The sequence below is a fragment of the Mucilaginibacter inviolabilis genome (genome assembly GCF_011089895.1).
In the GTDB taxonomy this organism is placed as follows: domain Bacteria; phylum Bacteroidota; class Bacteroidia; order Sphingobacteriales; family Sphingobacteriaceae; genus Mucilaginibacter; species Mucilaginibacter inviolabilis.
This window is the reverse complement of record NZ_JAANAT010000001.1, coordinates 1,464,996-1,482,155: the sequence shown is the minus strand read 5'-3', so window position 1 is coordinate 1,482,155 and position 17,160 is coordinate 1,464,996. Positions and strand designations below refer to the sequence as shown.

At 40.4% G+C, this 17,160-nt stretch carries 11 protein-coding genes; 4 read left to right on the top strand and 7 right to left on the bottom strand.

Annotated elements, in window-relative coordinates; translation table 11 throughout:
• Positions 1-54: 54 nt before the first annotated feature.
• From G7092_RS05880 to G7092_RS05870, 3 genes are all read right to left on the bottom strand, one after another.
• Complete coding sequence (locus tag G7092_RS05880; protein WP_166087144.1) at positions 55-2,622, bottom strand: KAP family P-loop NTPase fold protein; 2,568 nt, start codon at positions 2,620-2,622, stop codon at positions 55-57.
• 67 nt (positions 2,623-2,689) lie between these two features.
• On the bottom strand, positions 2,690-4,360 hold the full coding sequence (locus G7092_RS05875; protein WP_166087142.1) for a hypothetical protein: 1,671 nt from the start codon (positions 4,358-4,360) through the stop codon (positions 2,690-2,692).
• 35 nt (positions 4,361-4,395) lie between these two features.
• Positions 4,396-5,736: a toll/interleukin-1 receptor domain-containing protein gene (locus G7092_RS05870; protein WP_166087140.1), complete on the bottom strand. Its 1,341-nt coding sequence runs from the start codon at positions 5,734-5,736 to the stop codon at positions 4,396-4,398.
• 296 nt (positions 5,737-6,032) lie between these two features.
• On the opposite strand from G7092_RS05870, the gene G7092_RS05865 reads away from it, so the two are divergent.
• Positions 6,033-6,260: a hypothetical protein gene (locus G7092_RS05865; protein WP_166087138.1), complete on the top strand. Its 228-nt coding sequence runs from the start codon at positions 6,033-6,035 to the stop codon at positions 6,258-6,260.
• Between the two features lie 7 nt (positions 6,261-6,267).
• On the opposite strand, the gene G7092_RS05860 is transcribed toward G7092_RS05865, so the two are convergent.
• From G7092_RS05860 to G7092_RS05850, 3 genes are all read right to left on the bottom strand, one after another.
• Positions 6,268-7,449 (bottom strand): hypothetical protein, encoded by a 1,182-nt coding sequence (locus G7092_RS05860; protein WP_166087136.1) that lies wholly within the window; start codon positions 7,447-7,449, stop codon positions 6,268-6,270.
• Between the two features lie 180 nt (positions 7,450-7,629).
• Positions 7,630-8,784 (bottom strand): hypothetical protein, encoded by a 1,155-nt coding sequence (locus G7092_RS05855; RefSeq protein ID WP_166087134.1) that lies wholly within the window; start codon positions 8,782-8,784, stop codon positions 7,630-7,632.
• Between the two features lie 12 nt (positions 8,785-8,796).
• Entirely contained in the window at positions 8,797-8,988 is a 192-nt protein-coding gene (locus G7092_RS05850) for a hypothetical protein (protein WP_166087132.1), read from the bottom strand.
• A gap of 92 nt (positions 8,989-9,080) precedes the next feature.
• Between G7092_RS05850 and G7092_RS05845 the strand changes: the two genes are divergently transcribed.
• Entirely contained in the window at positions 9,081-10,178 is a 1,098-nt protein-coding gene (locus G7092_RS05845; protein WP_166087130.1) for a sensor histidine kinase, read from the top strand.
• A complete protein-coding gene (locus tag G7092_RS05840) occupies positions 10,175-10,906 on the top strand; it encodes a LytR/AlgR family response regulator transcription factor (RefSeq protein WP_166087128.1) in 732 nt (243 codons plus the stop codon). The genes G7092_RS05845 and G7092_RS05840 overlap by 4 nt, the downstream gene beginning before the upstream one ends.
• Here G7092_RS05840 and G7092_RS05835 read toward each other — a convergent pair.
• The gene (locus G7092_RS05835) at positions 10,903-13,953 is read right to left on the bottom strand and encodes a lantibiotic dehydratase (RefSeq protein WP_166087126.1); all 3,051 of its coding nucleotides are present in this window, start codon (positions 13,951-13,953) and stop codon (positions 10,903-10,905) included. The genes G7092_RS05840 and G7092_RS05835 overlap by 4 nt on opposite strands.
• 279 nt (positions 13,954-14,232) lie before the next feature.
• On the opposite strand from G7092_RS05835, the gene G7092_RS05830 reads away from it, so the two are divergent.
• Entirely contained in the window at positions 14,233-17,121 is a 2,889-nt protein-coding gene (locus G7092_RS05830; RefSeq protein ID WP_166087124.1) for a restriction endonuclease, read from the top strand.
• Positions 17,122-17,160: the final 39 nt, after the last annotated feature.

Genomic DNA, 17,160 nt, shown 5'->3' with positions numbered 1-17,160 from the left:
TAAAAAGTCAACTGATGGACAGTTCTGGCATTTATTTGCTATTTGTGCAGAATATTAGTTTCCAGACCGGGTTATGGGTTTGATTTTTTTGAATTTAAAAGGAACCGCTTTTTTAAATTCTCCGGCTGCCAGCTGACCGTAAAATTCTTTGAATTCAGCCAAAACTCCGTCAGTTTTATCATCTGTTGTGTTTAGAAACTCCCCGAAACGTTCATAGCTTCCAAAAATAGTGACGATAATTTCACTGATATAATGACCGCCTCTTCCATATGGGGCATCAACAATGATGAAATTTAAGAAAGATTTCAAGTGTTGCTCCATGGCTGAAATGATGATTTCTTTAGACTCCTCGGAATATACTGTTGTTCCATTAAAGGTATTGGCTCCAACTGGTGTCCAGTCTTTATATGCGCAGGAATAGAAAAGTTCCCACACACCGCTGTCCCATTTTTTTAATTGAGCTACATAGTTTCTGAAATAATCCAGCACCATTGACAATCTTTCTTCTTTTTTGATGGGGAATGAATCCTCGTATGATTTGTTCAGGTGTTCTAAAAATTTGGCCTCAAACCTGTATGGTGATACAGCTTCCTTAAATAGTCTTCTCAGGAAATTAGCGTAATCGTCCTGGTTGTCATCATAGAATTTCTTCGAGATATGGCCACTATCATCACTTAGCAGATTCGATAATGGCATTTCTTCAAATCCAAAAGGTTTACCATCGATGACCTGGCGTGAAAAATAAAATATTGCTTCCACTATGGTTTCGAAATCCTGCCGATTATCGAATACCCTGACCTGTATAAATCTACTCAATACTTTAATAGTTAACCCGGCTTCATTCCATTTGTCAATTTGTAGTTTAAAACTAGTTAAGCCTGCTTTCCTGGCTGTCGAAAACTCCATTTCAGATAATGCCCCGTCCAGTAAGCGATAGGAAAAATACAGGTCGAACCGGCTGGGGAATACGATAGACAAATGGCTCCTGAATCTTGCTGTTAACGGGCTTGTCCCAAATATGCCATCGATGAGTTCGATAATTTTCCTGATCTCCTGGGCTTCAACGGCCAGATTGTCGCTGTTGTTTTTTAAATAAAGTTCAAGCTCAAAGTCATCCTTTGTCAATCCGACTGCGCTGCCTCTTTCATCGGCAATGGTCTTCAGGCCATACCCCTCCACATTTTTACCTTCAGTCGTCAGGAAAGTTCCGGACTGCTTGTATAGTACCTCATAAACTGCTGGAAATTTCAACCGGAGAATTTCTAAACGGAGGAACTCGGAAAATACGACCTCATTTACCAGGTTGTCCAGGTTCAGTATTAACCCATTGGAAAGGCGGGTGACGTCTCTTAAAGTTTCTATCCAGCCCTCAAAGTAATTGGGTTGGGAGGATCCGGTTCCCATTATTTCGTTTTCAATCGCGTTATGATAGTCAGCAGCATAATAACTCTTAAGTGTATCTGCCAGTTTTCTTTGAATTTTAGCGGAATCAAAATAGGGCAGGTTAACCTCAATCTGGAAGATCTTCTCCAAAAAGTGAGTGTGGTTATGGGCATTTAGTGCCTTAATTGCCGAAAGCACATAATTCCGGTCGTATGCCACGATAAAAAATGTATTATTGAAATTGGCTGTATTTCGTACCAAGCGGATCACTTCCGCAATTTCGTCCTTGTCCAGGCGGTCAAGGTCATCTATGTAAATTATAATTTTCTTATCGATTGCTTTTAGTGAGCTGTTGATCTCTTCATACAGGGCGTTTAAGGATTCATCCGGAATAAGAATGCTTTTTAATTCTTTTGAAAATTTACCCCAGCCCTCGGAATGTAAACTGATCAGTTTATCAGTATAGGTATTGATCAGACCCGGCAATTGGGTATGGTAAGGCCGGATCGCTTTTTGAATGGTATCAAAGAAATCTTTGATGATAGCTTTCGGACTATGGGAGTTCCATGGATCAAAATTAATGACAACAACCCGGTCGCTTTTCATATTTCTCTTCATGAGATCAAAGAAAGAAGTCTTGCCGCTTCCCCATTTCCCGTTAATCCCAATGGCGATAGCAGAATCAGACTGGGTATTGGAGATCTTGGTGACTAACGATTTAACATAGGTTTCATAACCCAGATCGTCTTTTTTGGTTTCCCCTAAAGGAGAATCGTCATAAAATCCTGATTTACCATTAACAGGTTTTAACTTAAATAATCTCAGCAGGATTAACAAGCCATTTAGAAACGTAATCTCCAGTAAAATGTCCGCGTAGAAAAGCTTTTCAGTATAATGCAGATGGTGGAATACCCATACTGCCGGATGGAACCTATAATAAATATAAGCTAAAGCGAAAATCAGTTGGATAAACCAGGCTTTCACAGAGGGAACAAAGCTCCATGTCCTTGTAATGAATAATAAGAATATATAAACCGCGACTGCCAGGAAAATCCAGTCATCTGTAGCCGATGGTCCGATTTCGGAAAGAAAAGGCCTGACTAAAACGATAGAAAGAAAACCCTCGAGTTGCTTGTGAAATATCAGGTATAGGACTACAGGCAAACAGTAGGATAAAAAATATTTATGGGTTAAAAACTTTCTTAACTTAATTAAATAGGGCTCCTGAGAATTTTCCAAACGTAATAGATTTTAGGTTGCTAAAGATAGGTTTTTTAGGAAGCTATTCAGGTCCCATTCCGGTTTGTTAAACACTGACTGATTGCAAAATTCGCTTAAAGTCTTCCGGGGCGGCTAATAAATTGTGTTTTTTGGTAACTACATAGTGTTTAAAAAATTCGTCAAATGGATATAAACGGTTTCTTTCACCACCCTTTGCTGTATACTCCAGGTAATTGTTGATACAGGTAGCCAGTTTAATACGATCTCCACTGAATAAATCTTGAAAGGCGATAAAGGTATCCAGATTGATCACGACCAGCTCCTTTATTCGATGCTTAGGTAGTTTTTTCTCTTCGATCAGTTTGTTAAGGCTTTTGTTCAATAGATAATTTATGCCGTCGGCCTCCAGGCTTATATCCGTGTGCACCAATATGGGGTACAGCATGACGTTTCTGAGGTCAAAATTATCGATAGCTAAGTTGTGATAGGTCCCCTCAAACAATATCAAAAGGCTTTGGCTCAACTGATTTACAGCGCCCCCAATCCGCTCCATTATTTTCTTTTGTACTTCTTCTCCGTCAACGGTGTGCTTAATGTCGCCGCTGATCGTATAGTCTTTAAACTCGAATAGGAATATTTTGGCGCCGGAACGTATATAATAGTCCGGCTCACCTGACTTTAAATGTGCCTTTAGCTCGGTTCCATTTAATTTTTTGTAGATAAACCTGGAGAAACATTTCTCCATAATGGTATAAAATAATACTTTCTCAGAAAACCGATTTCCCATATCCGTTTTGAGCTTTCGATAATCCATAGCAGTAACACCTACGGATTGAAGGGCCTTAACGAAGTCAAAAAGTAAGCCCTGATAAAGCTTGTCGATAAAAAAATTGTTGTATAAAAAAGCGTAACGGCCGGGTGCTCCTTTGAAAAGAGGGAATTCCCGCATACCCAGGAAATCATTACTGCTGTCGATTTTTTCACCATTTATCAAAAATGAATCGAAAAAGTCAATCGTGTTCTTGTTGCCTGGCTCAACCTGCATAATACACGAGATCTCCTGATGTGTCATCATGGTTAGGTAAGGTTCAATGACACTTAACAAATATTGACCATAATGAGCTAGTCCTTTACTCTTTAGAAAAGTCTCGAGATAAGTCTGGTATTCGGTGTCGCGCTCACAGAATTTAAAGAAGTAGTAAACTTTCATCAATTGAATCTGGTAGTTTTTACGCCTTTCCAGTTCAATACTGCTTATTTTAAACGGTAGGATTCGATTTAAATAACCTGCTGTGCCACCTTTTCCATCCCAATAAAATACTTGCTTTTGCCTCAGTAATTCGAGATGATTACAATAAAGTAAGCTTTTTAAAAGCGTTCCCCAGTCTTGCTTTGTTAATTCGTTATCATCGTTCCTGCCACCAATCAGGATATACTGCATTAACCGAAGGCAGGCCCTTCTGTCTGTAAAGATAAAATCAGTTGTATTGAAAATATCCTCGGTATTGATGAATTCAAAAACTAGCTTTTTTTCAGTTTCCTCCAGCTGCATCATCCAGCCGGATAAATTTGAACGATGAAATTCACTATCACTCTCCTTTATATTGGTTACCCTTAACAACAGGTATGCAATAGTTTCCAGAGCTGCTCTTTTAGGCAGGTCCGCTGCCAATGCCGTTGGGTCTATATCATTTGGCGACCCAAAAACATCATGATAAGCAATCATAAATTGCCTTCGGAATTCAACGTCTTTCATAACTTATCTTTAAGTACTGCTGTATGAAAACGATTTTACCACAATTTTAATCGCTGACCAGTTTTACTTTCATATTCCTTAATTAATCGTTGATAGAGCCCATTTTCAATCTGGTAGTTTGGTAGATTGATGTTGTCTTTCGGGGTGGAGATATCGGCTGTATTGCAACGTACCTTCATGCCGGCATGCTGCATTAGAACAATATTTTCGGTCAATAAGGTATCGTCAACACTTTCGCCAATAACCTCCATTTTATGATGTTCATCGTCATAAATCACTTCCCAGAAACGTTTCATAATATTAACTATTTTGTTTTCTTCAATTTTCACCAATGTGAAATGTTTATTCCGCTGCTCATCAAGATAGGTCAATTTTAACAGCAATCCTTCCAGCTTTTCAGGGATTTTGTATTTTAGAATATCATCTGCGGCTGTGTGTATTCCTTCCAGGGATTGTCTGTAATCGGCTTTGAGCTCCATTTTGTCAAAAGGCTTGATGTGGTTAACATTGGCTATTTTTTCAATTGTAGCAAAATGGACATCGCCCAGGGATTCGAGTTGAACATTGAAAGCGGGAAAACTGGAGCTGTTTTGAATAACGAAATCAAACCGCCAGTGCAGATCCCAATAAATGATGGGTTTTACACCAGCGCCTATGATGGTAACTAATCTTCCATTTTCGTCTATTTCCGTCGGGTTCTTATCACTGTAGCCTCTTGGTGACCTGGAACTGCCATGCCAAACCAGATCGACCTCCAGCAATGGAACACGTTCATTTTGCATTTCCTCTTTGGTAAAGGCCTCATTAACGACGGAACTTTCTAATGGGACGTTTTCTTCATTAGTTTCAGTCTGCTTTTGAACGGCCTCTCGAATCGCTTTTTGATATTTAGCCGGAATTTCGCCTAAAGGTGGCGCCTTTTCCCGCAAATCAAGTAATGTCTCGATGAGTTCGTCAAATGTTTTTTGATATTCAAGCGGATTTGAAAAATCTAAAAAAAAATGAGTGGCGAGCCAGGATGGGATCGCCGATCGGCTGTCGCCGGATTGCAGAATAGGGATGAACTTTCTATAATCGGAATTCTGTAAAACTTCCGCGGTCATGATATCTCCTTCATAGCCGACACCCCCTAAACGATTTTCTGATTTATACTTATACTTGGGCGTGCAAATGACCAGCACGTAATTGTTCGTTCGCACAGCCATTTCCATAAACAGCGCCATACGGTCTCCCGGTTGGACGTGCCATTGATCCAACTGCACGTCGATTCCAACATTTCGCAGCTCCGTTCCAAGTTTCTTAACCCAATCCTTGACAGCATCGCTTTCCCAGGCATAGGAAATAAAAACTTTAGGTGCTGGAAATTCCGGGTTCATTGATTTAAATTGTTAAAGGTTTCAGGTAATGTGCAAAGGTCTTTAATCCGCTGCGCCACAAAGGTACAGGGTCGGATCATACTTAATTTCCCTATGTATAGCAAACTGAAAATTAACAAAAAAAAGCTGATTACAAGAACTTGTTTTTCCTTTGTAAACTGCGACGGAATTTGATATTAGGATAGCCTCAGGGCAATTACAGAAGGATGTAAAAATGGAAAAATTTAACAATTGCTTTTCCAATTTCATATTAAAAAAGGTAATTTGACACTTTGATAATTTAATCCCGCAATTTTATGGTAGAGGAAGCTAACCTGTTGATTTCTTTTTCAAAATTAGGTATGAACAGCCTTTTTATTAAGCAAGCGGAAAAGCTGGGATTGTATAATTTGGAGGACGTGATGAAGGTAAATTTAGCCAAGTTGAAACAGCACCGTGATTTCAGCTTTACCTGGTATGCGCAAATGCTCAATCTTTTAAAAGAGCAGGACCTGCTCAGACGGTTTCAGGAAAATAACCTGTAAAAACATCCTAATTATAGTTCGACAAATTGTAGTTTACATTTAACCAGTTAAGCATACCGATCAAATGTCCCTTAACCTTCTGGGCGGTTGTAAATTCCACGTCGGTTGACTTTTTTTGTAAGCTTTCGGGTGATATGAATGCTGCGTTGGTCGTATAAAAATGATTGGCGAAGAAGCCAAAAAGTTCTCCAACTTTGTCTTTTGACAAAATATCCCGCTCCATTTGCATCCTGATGAACAGTCCGAATTGCGGGACAGACAGGTTGATTTTAAACCGGGCGCCCGAAATCGCTCGCTGAGCGTCCCGCACGGCTTCTTTTCTAAGTTTGACCAGTTGCTTGAGAAAAGTGTACTTTTCATCTAAAAAACTGTTTAACTCCCGATAAATAACTGAGGACTTAATATTGGCAGTTTTAGCACTTCGTAAAGCAAGGTCATAAAGGTTGTTTTTTTCTTGCAATATCAATTCCTTTTGTTCATGCAGACCTGGAATATCATCCAGCTTATTTTGGATGTTGTTCACACAGTACAGAAAAAACTCGGGCAGGTTAAAATCACGGACAATCAATATACCCGTCAGTGTCTGCAGGGTTAATACCTGTTCTCCTGAAATTTCTGAAAGCAGTTCCCTGATATATTTTACCTGTCCGATAGTTAGATTCTTCTTGTTAATGAGTTGGGCGAAGCCGGACGCAACCAGGTTCAGCGCTTCCGGTTGAATTGCGTATTTAATGAGTTTGTGCTCCAGCAGGTCAACCTGCTGCCTTAATTCCATTTTTATTTGAGGCAGGTCGAAGCTGGTTAGCCTTGATGTTGATTCCAGGGAAGGATACCATTCATAAATCGCGGATAATAGGCTATTCAACGATGTAATCGTATACTTATAATGCATTTTGATCTCCTGCTCCTGGGGATGTTTCTTCCTGACAGGTAGGTAACGGGTAAGATATCTGTTGACCGTATTACTGAAATGGTATATCATAGACACAACAGACCTGATCTCTTTTGCTTCTTTACCATAACTGGTTAACGGCGGGTTTTGTATCCCGAGAAGGATATTTGCTATTTCCTCCCTGAGGAAAAACTTCCATCTTAAAAACTCCTGCGCTGGAATCTGTTGGCCGGCGAGGCTTTGCGGGTGGATAGAGTCGCGCAGGAAAAGCTGAAGTTGGGTAGATATCAGCTTCATAAGCAACTCCAAATAAATTGTTCATCGGCAATGGCTGATCTTAGCACCATATGTACTAAATCAAATCGCGAAAAAAATACCCGGACAATTAATGTACAGGTAAAAGATAGTTGGTGTGTTTTCAAGTTTGAGGTAGTTTTTGGGTAAAATAAAAATAGGTTGGTTGTTAATAGCCAAGGTTCAGGTCGGGAAATACATTTTGTTGACTTTTGCCGTCATCTTCAACAGCAACTCCCGTACAGCATACCCTGTAAACTGATCGGCACTATAATACAATTTATTCATGCTGCCGTAAGATATATGTCCCTGCTTTTTACTCGTAAAATGAACAGCGAAAAATTTCATCAGCTCGGTTATGTTTTTCAGCGCGAACACGCCTTCTTCATAGAATAACCGGATAAGTAATGCCATCTGCGCGACCGTCAATTTTAATTCCAGCTTGCCGGTTTTCTCCGAATCAGAAAATTCACCCTGAAGGTCGACTTGCTTAATATACTCCTTTAACCATATTTCCAGCGAAATGCTTACCGGTGGAAGGCTGGGATCGTAACTGGTCGTTATGGATACCGGTATAGATTTTAGCAGCAAGAGTTGTTTCATCAGTAAGCCGTCCTGCTCAGCTGTGCCAAATGATTCCATTTTTCTTTCCACGTCTTCCTGGTACCATTTTATAAAGACGTTATGGTTGAAGTTGATATGAAAAAGCATTTCTGTTACATGTTCGGTCAGATTTTGACCGTCACGGACAGCCAGGATAACCGTCAGATTTTTTAAGAAGGAAGAGATGTACTCAACTTCGCGGTAGGTCCCCGAGAGGAGGTGGCCGGTGCCGATAACCCCGCTGAGGTAATCCAAAATACACGTCCGGAGATATACATCCATCTCTGTCGTTGGCAGCACTTCAATCAACCGCTTAGCGGATTCAGTGATCTTCCCGCTCAGGGCAGGTAACACTGCCCTGGGTAATCGCCCGTTTTCATTGATAAAGGTATTGAAATATTGGATTTGAAAATTTCGGAGATCAAGCAGGCAGGCCAGCAAGGCTTCAGCCGGTTCAGCCCGGAGCCTGTCTTTACTTGTTGCTGATAGCTCGTAGATGTTGTCGGCCAGTTCCTGGATTACCTGCTGCTGAAAAGAGATGTATCTTTTGATGACGTGATCCTTGGCCTGGCTAAACAGCAAATCGGTCCATACTTTTTTGATCCGCATGCATTCCGCTTGATAAAGGGATACTTGTTCTGTTAAAAAAGTTTTCGCCAGCGGATCTACCGGGAGATACGCCGACGAAAAGCGGGCGGCCCATTCTGCCAGCAATTTTAGTTCATCTTTTAACATAGGGGGGTAGGTTTAAAAACGGGGCGGCGCCTGATCCTGCGCATGTCCAAATTGTACCTGACGGCTAACTGTTGTCAAAACAGTGATAACCGTATTTGTTGGATCCCCAACAGTTGTCTCGGACGATCCCGTGTTTTCTAAAACATTAAAGCTATAAAGCTTGTTGATTTTTTTCTTGAATGTTTTTTCCTTTAAATTTTTCATTTCGGTAATTTTTTACTCAAATTAGGAGTACAAGCAACCTTGTGGCAACTCTGTTACACGCACGACAGGATGCTGTAGAAAGATAACCGCCTATGACAAACGGATTGCAATTCAAAGGCAGCGTACCCGGGAAACTAAAAGGTAAACTGTTGTTTAAACATGTACTGGGATGGGCGATTTTTATCACTTATGAAGTAAGTTTTATTGGTTTCAGCGCAGGCGTATTTTCGCCTTTAAAAGATTATGTCTGTTATTACGGCTTGAATATAGTGTTGTTCTATTTCCACGCGCATGTACTATTAGCTGAAGGAATAAAGTACAAGCGGTCTTACCTGGTTATACCCGTGTTTATCGTGTTGGAACTGTCGGCCTATTTGGTCCTGAAATATGGCCTGGATGATTTCCTGGCTTATCCGCACGGACACTTTCCTGGCAGGGAGGTGTATATCAAGAAGTTATTGGTTCCCAATCTTTTTCGCGGTATTTATATGGCCGGGGTGAGCACGCTTTACTGGTCCGTTGTCAGGCTGGTTGTATTCACCAAACGGGTCTACCAAACTGAAAACAATCAGTTGATTATTCTGAAGGAAAAAGCCGAACTGGAACGGAACTTAGCAGAGGCAATGAATGCCTATCTTCAACAACAGATCAACCCGCACTTTCTTTTCAATACGCTTACTTTTATTCATAATACTTATTATAAATATTCCGAAGAAGCCTCGCAATGTGTATTGTTACTGGTTGACATTATGCGCTTTTCCCTGGAGGATGTAGATATCGGGGGTAAAACGGCGCTTGATAAGGAGATCGAACAAATACAGAACTTCATTGAGCTTAACCAGCTTAGGTTCGATTATGAACTGTATATCGACTTCAATACCGATGGAGACATGGAAGAACGGCAGGTCATTCCGCTGATCCTGCTAACGCTTACCGAAAATATTTTTAAGCATGGTAATCTGAAGGTGAAACATGCGGAAGCAAAATTGCACATTGCTATGAACGATCAAAACGAATTGAGGTTCTATAGCTGGAACCTTAAAAAGCATCAGCCGGAAAACAAACGGTTGAGGTCTATCGGAATTAAAAATGTGATTAAGCGTTTAGAGTATAACTATCAACATCGCTATCGGCTTGATATTAAAGATGAGGACGATGGCTTTGGTGTGGAATTAACCATTCAACTATGAGTTTAAAATGTTATGTAATCGATGATGAATACCATTCCGTCGAAATATTGATAGATTATATTGCTAAAACGGAAGGCCTTGAATTAAAGGGTTTCTCGACGAACCCACTTACCGCCCTGAATGAGGTAACAGGGATAGATCCGCCTGATATTACCTTTCTCGACGTAGAGATGCCGGAACTCTCGGGCATGGAGTTCGCCGGAATGGCCAACCTGTACACCAAAATTATCTTTACCACCTCATTTCATGAATTTGCCCTGGAAGCGTTTGAAAAGGAAGCTTTCGATTTCCTGCTGAAGCCGATAAGCTATGCACGATTCAGAAGAAGCGTCCAGCGGATCCAGCGCATGGCCTTGACAGCCAAACCCGCACCTGAGGAAAAAAGAAACTTTTTCTTTGTTAAAACGGAAACTAAAGGGAAAATGGTTAAAGTAACCATTAATGATATTCTCTATGTGGAGGGCGCCCAGAATTATATTAAAATTCATTTATTATCGGGTGACGTTATGCCTTATCTAACCATAAGCGAAATTGAACAATACCTGCCGGCAGAGCAATTCTCCAGGATCCATCAATCATTTGTCATCAATACCGACAGGATCAAGGCGGTCGAGCAAACGCGTGTGACCTTGGAAGATGGCTCCGCCTTGAACCTCGGCAGATTTTATAAAGAGGCCTTCCTGGAAAAAATGAACGAGTTGTTGCTAAAATCCCGCAGAAAACTTTAAGCCTGTTTCTTGCTGATCGCGTTTAAAGTGACCCAGTATTTCAACAAACAGTAATAGATGATCAGTTCCTGGTTCCGCTGCCGGTCCACGAAAAATCGGTTAAGGTGCATATGGATCATATCCGCCAATAACTGGTTCCTTCTTTTGGTGTGGAAATGAGTTGTCCGTCTTAAAATTGCATGTGTCTTTTCGTAAAAAAGGGCAGCCCATGGCGCCAGTTTTAGTTTTTCATAATATTGCTCATCGCTGAGAAGGGAGGCTATCTCCGTTTTCAATTGCCTGTACTTTTGATCCAGGTCTACCTTCAGCGATTTGTCAGTTGCAAACTCCGCATAGAACAGGTTTACCATCTGCTCCAGGAAGATAATTCGTTCGGTCATTTCCAGGATAAAGCTGGTCAATAAATGATTGATGGATATAAACGCCATGCTGTGGTAGCTATACGTGAATGACTTTAGAACCGAAATTCTGATATATCGCAGAACGAGCTCACTGCTGCCATGAAAGAAACCCTCAATGAAAACAATCATGTCTGTACCGTATCTTTCCATCTCCCTGCGATAGGTATCTGCCTGGTATTCCTTGATCAGGTGATAATGGACTCCTTTTGTCAGCCGTTTTTTGAGTTTAAGCAAGACCGGCCCAACGGCGGTTTCCGTGATATTAAGACGCAGGCGGATATGGTAGCCGGAATCGCGGTAACGGATAAAGAACCAGGATCGCAGGTCTTTTTCTTCAAGCTGCGTCAAAAATGGAAGGATCTTTTTTATAAGTATATGGTTGGCAATGGCCGGACTGCAATACAGCTTTAAATAGAGCCATTGGCTTCCAATGATATAATCTGATTGGTTTTTATAGTGAAGGGTAGGAGCGTCGGGAACTTCGCTGCCCTGGTAAACCGCCTGGTTGTGTCGTATGGAGGCAACGAACTGGTTCACCAGCGGGTGCCCCTCCCGGTTTTTAACGATGTCTTCGTCTGGCAAATAATATTCCTGTACTGAAATCTGATCCGCGCCTTTCATACATTCGATCATAAATAACATTTCGTCTTCCTTGTCCAGGTTGAACACCAGTTGCTGGTCAAATTTGCTGATGGCTACCATCGGCGGAAATTTAAGCCGTTCCCGCAATCGGGTCAATTTTATTGTCGCGTTTGCGGGGGACGCATGAATGATCTCCCTGATATCAGCAGCCAGCAGGTGCCAGGTACCCGGGCTTAAAACAGTTTCCTTGTAAATCACTTTAGGATAGAAAAGCATTCCGGGAAAATACTGTTCCAAAGAAAAATTAAAAGAGCCCTGGATCCCCTGAAACTGGAGGTCACATAGCATTCTGAACAATGCCAGGCTGTTTCTACTGTAATTAAAAGCGGTAGTCAGCCTGGGAACAATAACTGACTGGTGTCTTTTGGATTCGAGTATCAACTTTCCGTCCTTCACGGAAACTAAGAGATCTGTGAGTGCAATCCGTCGATCGGGTTCCAGGGTAGATACCACATTGATCGCGATTTCATGCGCGTAAATGTGCTTTCTCCTGTTGATGTTATCTGCATGAGGATCGGATAGCTGCCCGATATCGGCAAAGATTACATTTGGATTGGCCAATTGTTCGCTGGCAGCCAGTTCCCGGGCCATCCGGTGGATTTCTTCGCTCCATACCGTAAACCGGCCCAATAAGGCAGTCGCAGTGGCGCCTCCCGCGGTTTCCAGGAACAAGCCATCTTGGATAATACGGAATAAGGCTGAAAAGGATGGGGGAGTTGTCTGCGTTTCGCCTGGCGACAATGTCTGCAGGTCCGTATCATTTAACTGAATTGGATCTGTTTGAAATGAGTTTTCGTTCCATTTCTTTAACAGCAACTGATGGACCTTTGACCATTCCAATGAAATTTTGGTCACCTGTTGTTTTTTAAAGTTAACGTCCCGGAGGAGGTCTGTTATCGTGGCGGAATTTAATATAGGTCCATAACCGATACCGGTATCCGGATCAAGTGCTTGTAGTAAAGGGACTTTTCGCTTGTCATACTTTTGAGAAAAATCCCGAATGAATTGTTCAAGCATCGGCGGCCGCGATTGTGTAACTAATATGGACAGTGCACGCATTCCGTCTGAGACCCGTTCCTGGTACCTGTAGTCAAGACTGCCGGAAAACGCGTTTAGCCCGAGCCCGGAATAAAATATCTGAGTAACCTTTTCGTGGCCGAAAGTATTCAGGAGCGTGTTAGCATTTGTTTTGATGGCCTTTAGATACTCAACGTTATGAACTGGCGGGGCGTTTAACTCTTGCATTATATTGCTGAGCAGTGATTTGTTAACCAGAGATTCGCCTGTAAAACTACATAGCCTTTCCAAATAATCATCGCCTATGATATTATTGGCCGTTATGGATACAAATATTTGAGATCCGGTTAAGAACAGCAGATAATCATGTGCGGTGTCAGAATCACAATTGGAGATTCGTACCATGTCCGACAGTATTTGCATTCCCTGTACATACTTGGGGCCGTAAATCGTTAAAAGCTCAGCAGCCAATGCGTTAATTTCCATTGATTCCAGGTCGAAATAAACTTTACTTCTGTCTGCTGAATAGGTGGTGGTAATAAACCGGAAATCTTTTCCGGACTGGTAAAGTGTCGGATTACAATAATAATAGTCCTGCGTTATATCAATTTTTGTAAGGGTGCCCGCTAAGCGATTGACTACTTCCTGATCAATATTTAAATGCAGGTTCGGGGATTGGTTATCCAACTGAATTGTACCACCTTCACCCCAGGGCACTGCGGAAAAGGATGAAAAGCTGCCAAAGGGAGTAGGACGGAAACACATACGATTGTAATACCGGAGCAAGGAGAGCCGTTCACGTTCAGATAATGCCTGATAATCAAAATGCTTGCTTTCCAGTAACGTATGCAGATCTGGACTCGCCAGAAATAAAGCGGTTTGAAATGAAGCTGTTTTAATTACATCGGAAATAGCATTTAAAGAATAATGTTGATAGCTGTAGTATGGATTCCTGAGAACAAGTCGGTTTAAGAAATTATAATTCATTACGCGAAAGTATTAAGGTTATAATTCCTTATACGCAAATTCTGATTAATTAATAATTAATATTCGCACTTAACGAATAACTATTTTTTATCAGTACTATTTTATCAAAAGCGAAATCTTCTATTTGATAGGGTAGTAAGAACACAAGTAGTTGGGGAAAACCAGCGTCAGTAGAAAAGCCGGATATTTATAATTACTAGAATAATACTTAAATCAGTAGCGTGAATCAAAAATATCTATAAATTAGGTGAAACCTAAATTTGAACATATTTTAAACCGATGCCTACTAGCGACAACCACAAAAAGGGAGAAATATTTGAAAAATATATTATTTCCCTGTACGAAGCCTTGAATTTTCATGTGACACCCAACGCCAACATCAGAGGTCAACAGGTAGATGTTGTCGCTGAAAAAATAATTCCGGGTATCGGCAAAACACAGACTCTTGTTGAATGTAAATTTTTATCCTCGGGGTCAATCGCAAATCAGGTTATTTACGATTGGGCGGCCTTTATCAATACTATACCCAAAACTAATAATAACATATACGGCGTAATCGTCAGTAATCAGGGGTTCAGCAAGGAAGCTCGGCTTGCAGCTGAGTCAGTAAATATCACCCTTATGACTGAAACCCAACTGGAATCTGAGATATATCAGTTAAAAGAGGCTTATGTGAAAATGGTAATGGATTATGAAGGTTCGGCAATCTATGAAGCTTACCTTCCTTTAGATGGGAGGTACATGAATGGAAATAGTTTTAGATCAATAGATAATATTGGTGAGACAATTATAAATATGGATTATGATAACTGGGGCGGAACCAAATTTCTTGCTGTTTTAGCTGATTTTGGATCAGGCAAAACCACATTGATGCAACGGTTGAATTATCAGTATGCAAAACGATATCTTGAAGGCAGTCCGTTAAAGCCGATTTATTTTGAGCTTAAATATTTCATGCAGTATCAGGATCTCAATCTCTTTATGGTCAACACATACCGGAAATTATTTCAAAAAGACATTCCAATAGAACTGTTTTGGAAAGGGGTTGCCAACGGTGAGTTTCTGTTGCTTTTAGACGGTTTTGATGAAATGTCACCTCAGGTTGACCGGCAAATCCGTGTGCAGAATTTGCAATTGTTATCTAAACTTCTTTTATCAAAATCAAATTCTATCATTTCGTGCAGGTCTTCTTATTTTATAACCGATGACGAATTACTGCATTCCATCGAACAATTAAATGAATTTTATCAACCGACGGCGATCTTCCCGTTAAAACAGCGGGATGACGAGATCTTAGCAAAACAGAAAAAAGTAAATCAGCTTTACAAAATTCTGGTCGATAATTATGCAGAGGATAATCAGCTAAAAACACAAAGCGAGAAGGTAAACGCACGTGCTGTAATAATGGAGATTAGTGAACTAAAAAAAGATCAGATAGATTCATATTTGAAAAAATTTGATGGTTTGTTCCGTAGCCGCTGCAACGCTACGTGGAAAGAGGTGCGGGACTTTTGCTACAAAATCTATGATATCAAAGATTTGCTGAAGAAGCCCATTCTCATCTCTATGGTTAAAGATACCATCCTACACATGGGATCTGACTTTAGGGATGAGAACAAGGTATATGACCCATCCTCACTTTATGAAATGTATACAGGCGCCAATCTTCAAAGGGATTTTACCAAAGGCGCATCAAGACAATTTTTAACGCAAGGTCAACGCCAGGAATTTGCCGAGGTGATTGCCTTTTTAATGTTTACAAACAACACAGTTGAAATTACATTAACTGAACTATATAGCCTTATCAATGAACATTCTATAATTTTACATAAAGCCAATATTGCAGATGAAAGGGAACTGGAACACGTTGCCTCAGATATCGTGTTATGCACCTTTATAAAAAAAACCGAGAGCTCTGGCTTTAAATTTATCCATAAATCATTTATGGAGTTTTTTGTCGCGCGGAGGTTAAAGGGACAAATACTCAAAAATGATTTGTCAGTGCTTAGACGACAATTTATCTCTCAGGAAATTCTCTACTTCTTTGGCTGTTATGCAACAACTGAAAAAAAGGTTAAGGATTTACTAATTAAGGAAAGCACCATAGTAGGTAATCCTAAGAAAAAAGAGATTTTAAAACGGAATCTAACAACTGCCTTACTATTATCTACCAATGAAAATTCCGCTGTAGAGATTCGTGATGTTATATTAAATGAAACAAAATTTGCAGGCCAGGCCTATAAAGAATGTGGTTTTACGAACGTAAGGCTCTCAAACGTTAAACTCTCCGATATCGCTTTTAAAGATGGAAAAAAAAGTAGCATTCTGCTGATAAATTCATCAATTGAGAATTTAGAGTTCATCAATTGCCCAGTTCATTTAACTGCAAATGAGGTCACCGCGATCAAATTGTCTTTTGACGGGTGTGAAGATCTCCTTATTTCCGGGGACAACTTTCAAGTGAAGGAATTTAAATTAGACAATTCAAAATTGCATGGGGCCGGGTCGATAAATATTGAAAATGCTGATTTCTACAATTCCATTTTAAAGTTTGAAGACTCCGGTTATCAGGTTTTGCAAAAACCGAGCTTTGATAAGGTAGAGTATTTGGTCACCGGCGGGATTTCAACCACTCTTAGAGACGCGAAGATCACAAATTCACTACTAACAATTGATGCATTAGGGGTAAATATTAATGGTGGCAGCCTCACTAATGTTGATATGATATTATCGAAAAAAGTTGATGTGTCGGAAAGTGAATGGAAGTCATGTAGTTGCAGGTTGAGTGGATCGGTGTCTTTAACAGCGAATACATTTGAAAGTGTAACATTTGATAATCATTTGACAGATACGGTGTGCTATTTCGGCGGAAATGAATTTAATGAGTGCACCTTTTTCGGAATAGCCGTAGTCGCCGGGAATTTAAAGGAGTTTTTGAAAAATACATTTTACGAATGTCACGGGGTGATTTTCATCAACAGTTTAAAAAATCAAATACCAGGTAAACAATTTAATAATTTGGGCATAATGACGATAGGGGAACTTACGCTTGTTGACCTATCAAAAGCTTCAAAACTATTGATCGATGAATTTAGAAATAATATACGCTCGTTTACCGTTGGCAAATCGATTAATCGCGATTATATTACGAAGTGGGACCATCAATAAACAGGCTCCCTAAATATCAAATTTCGACAATATTTTGAT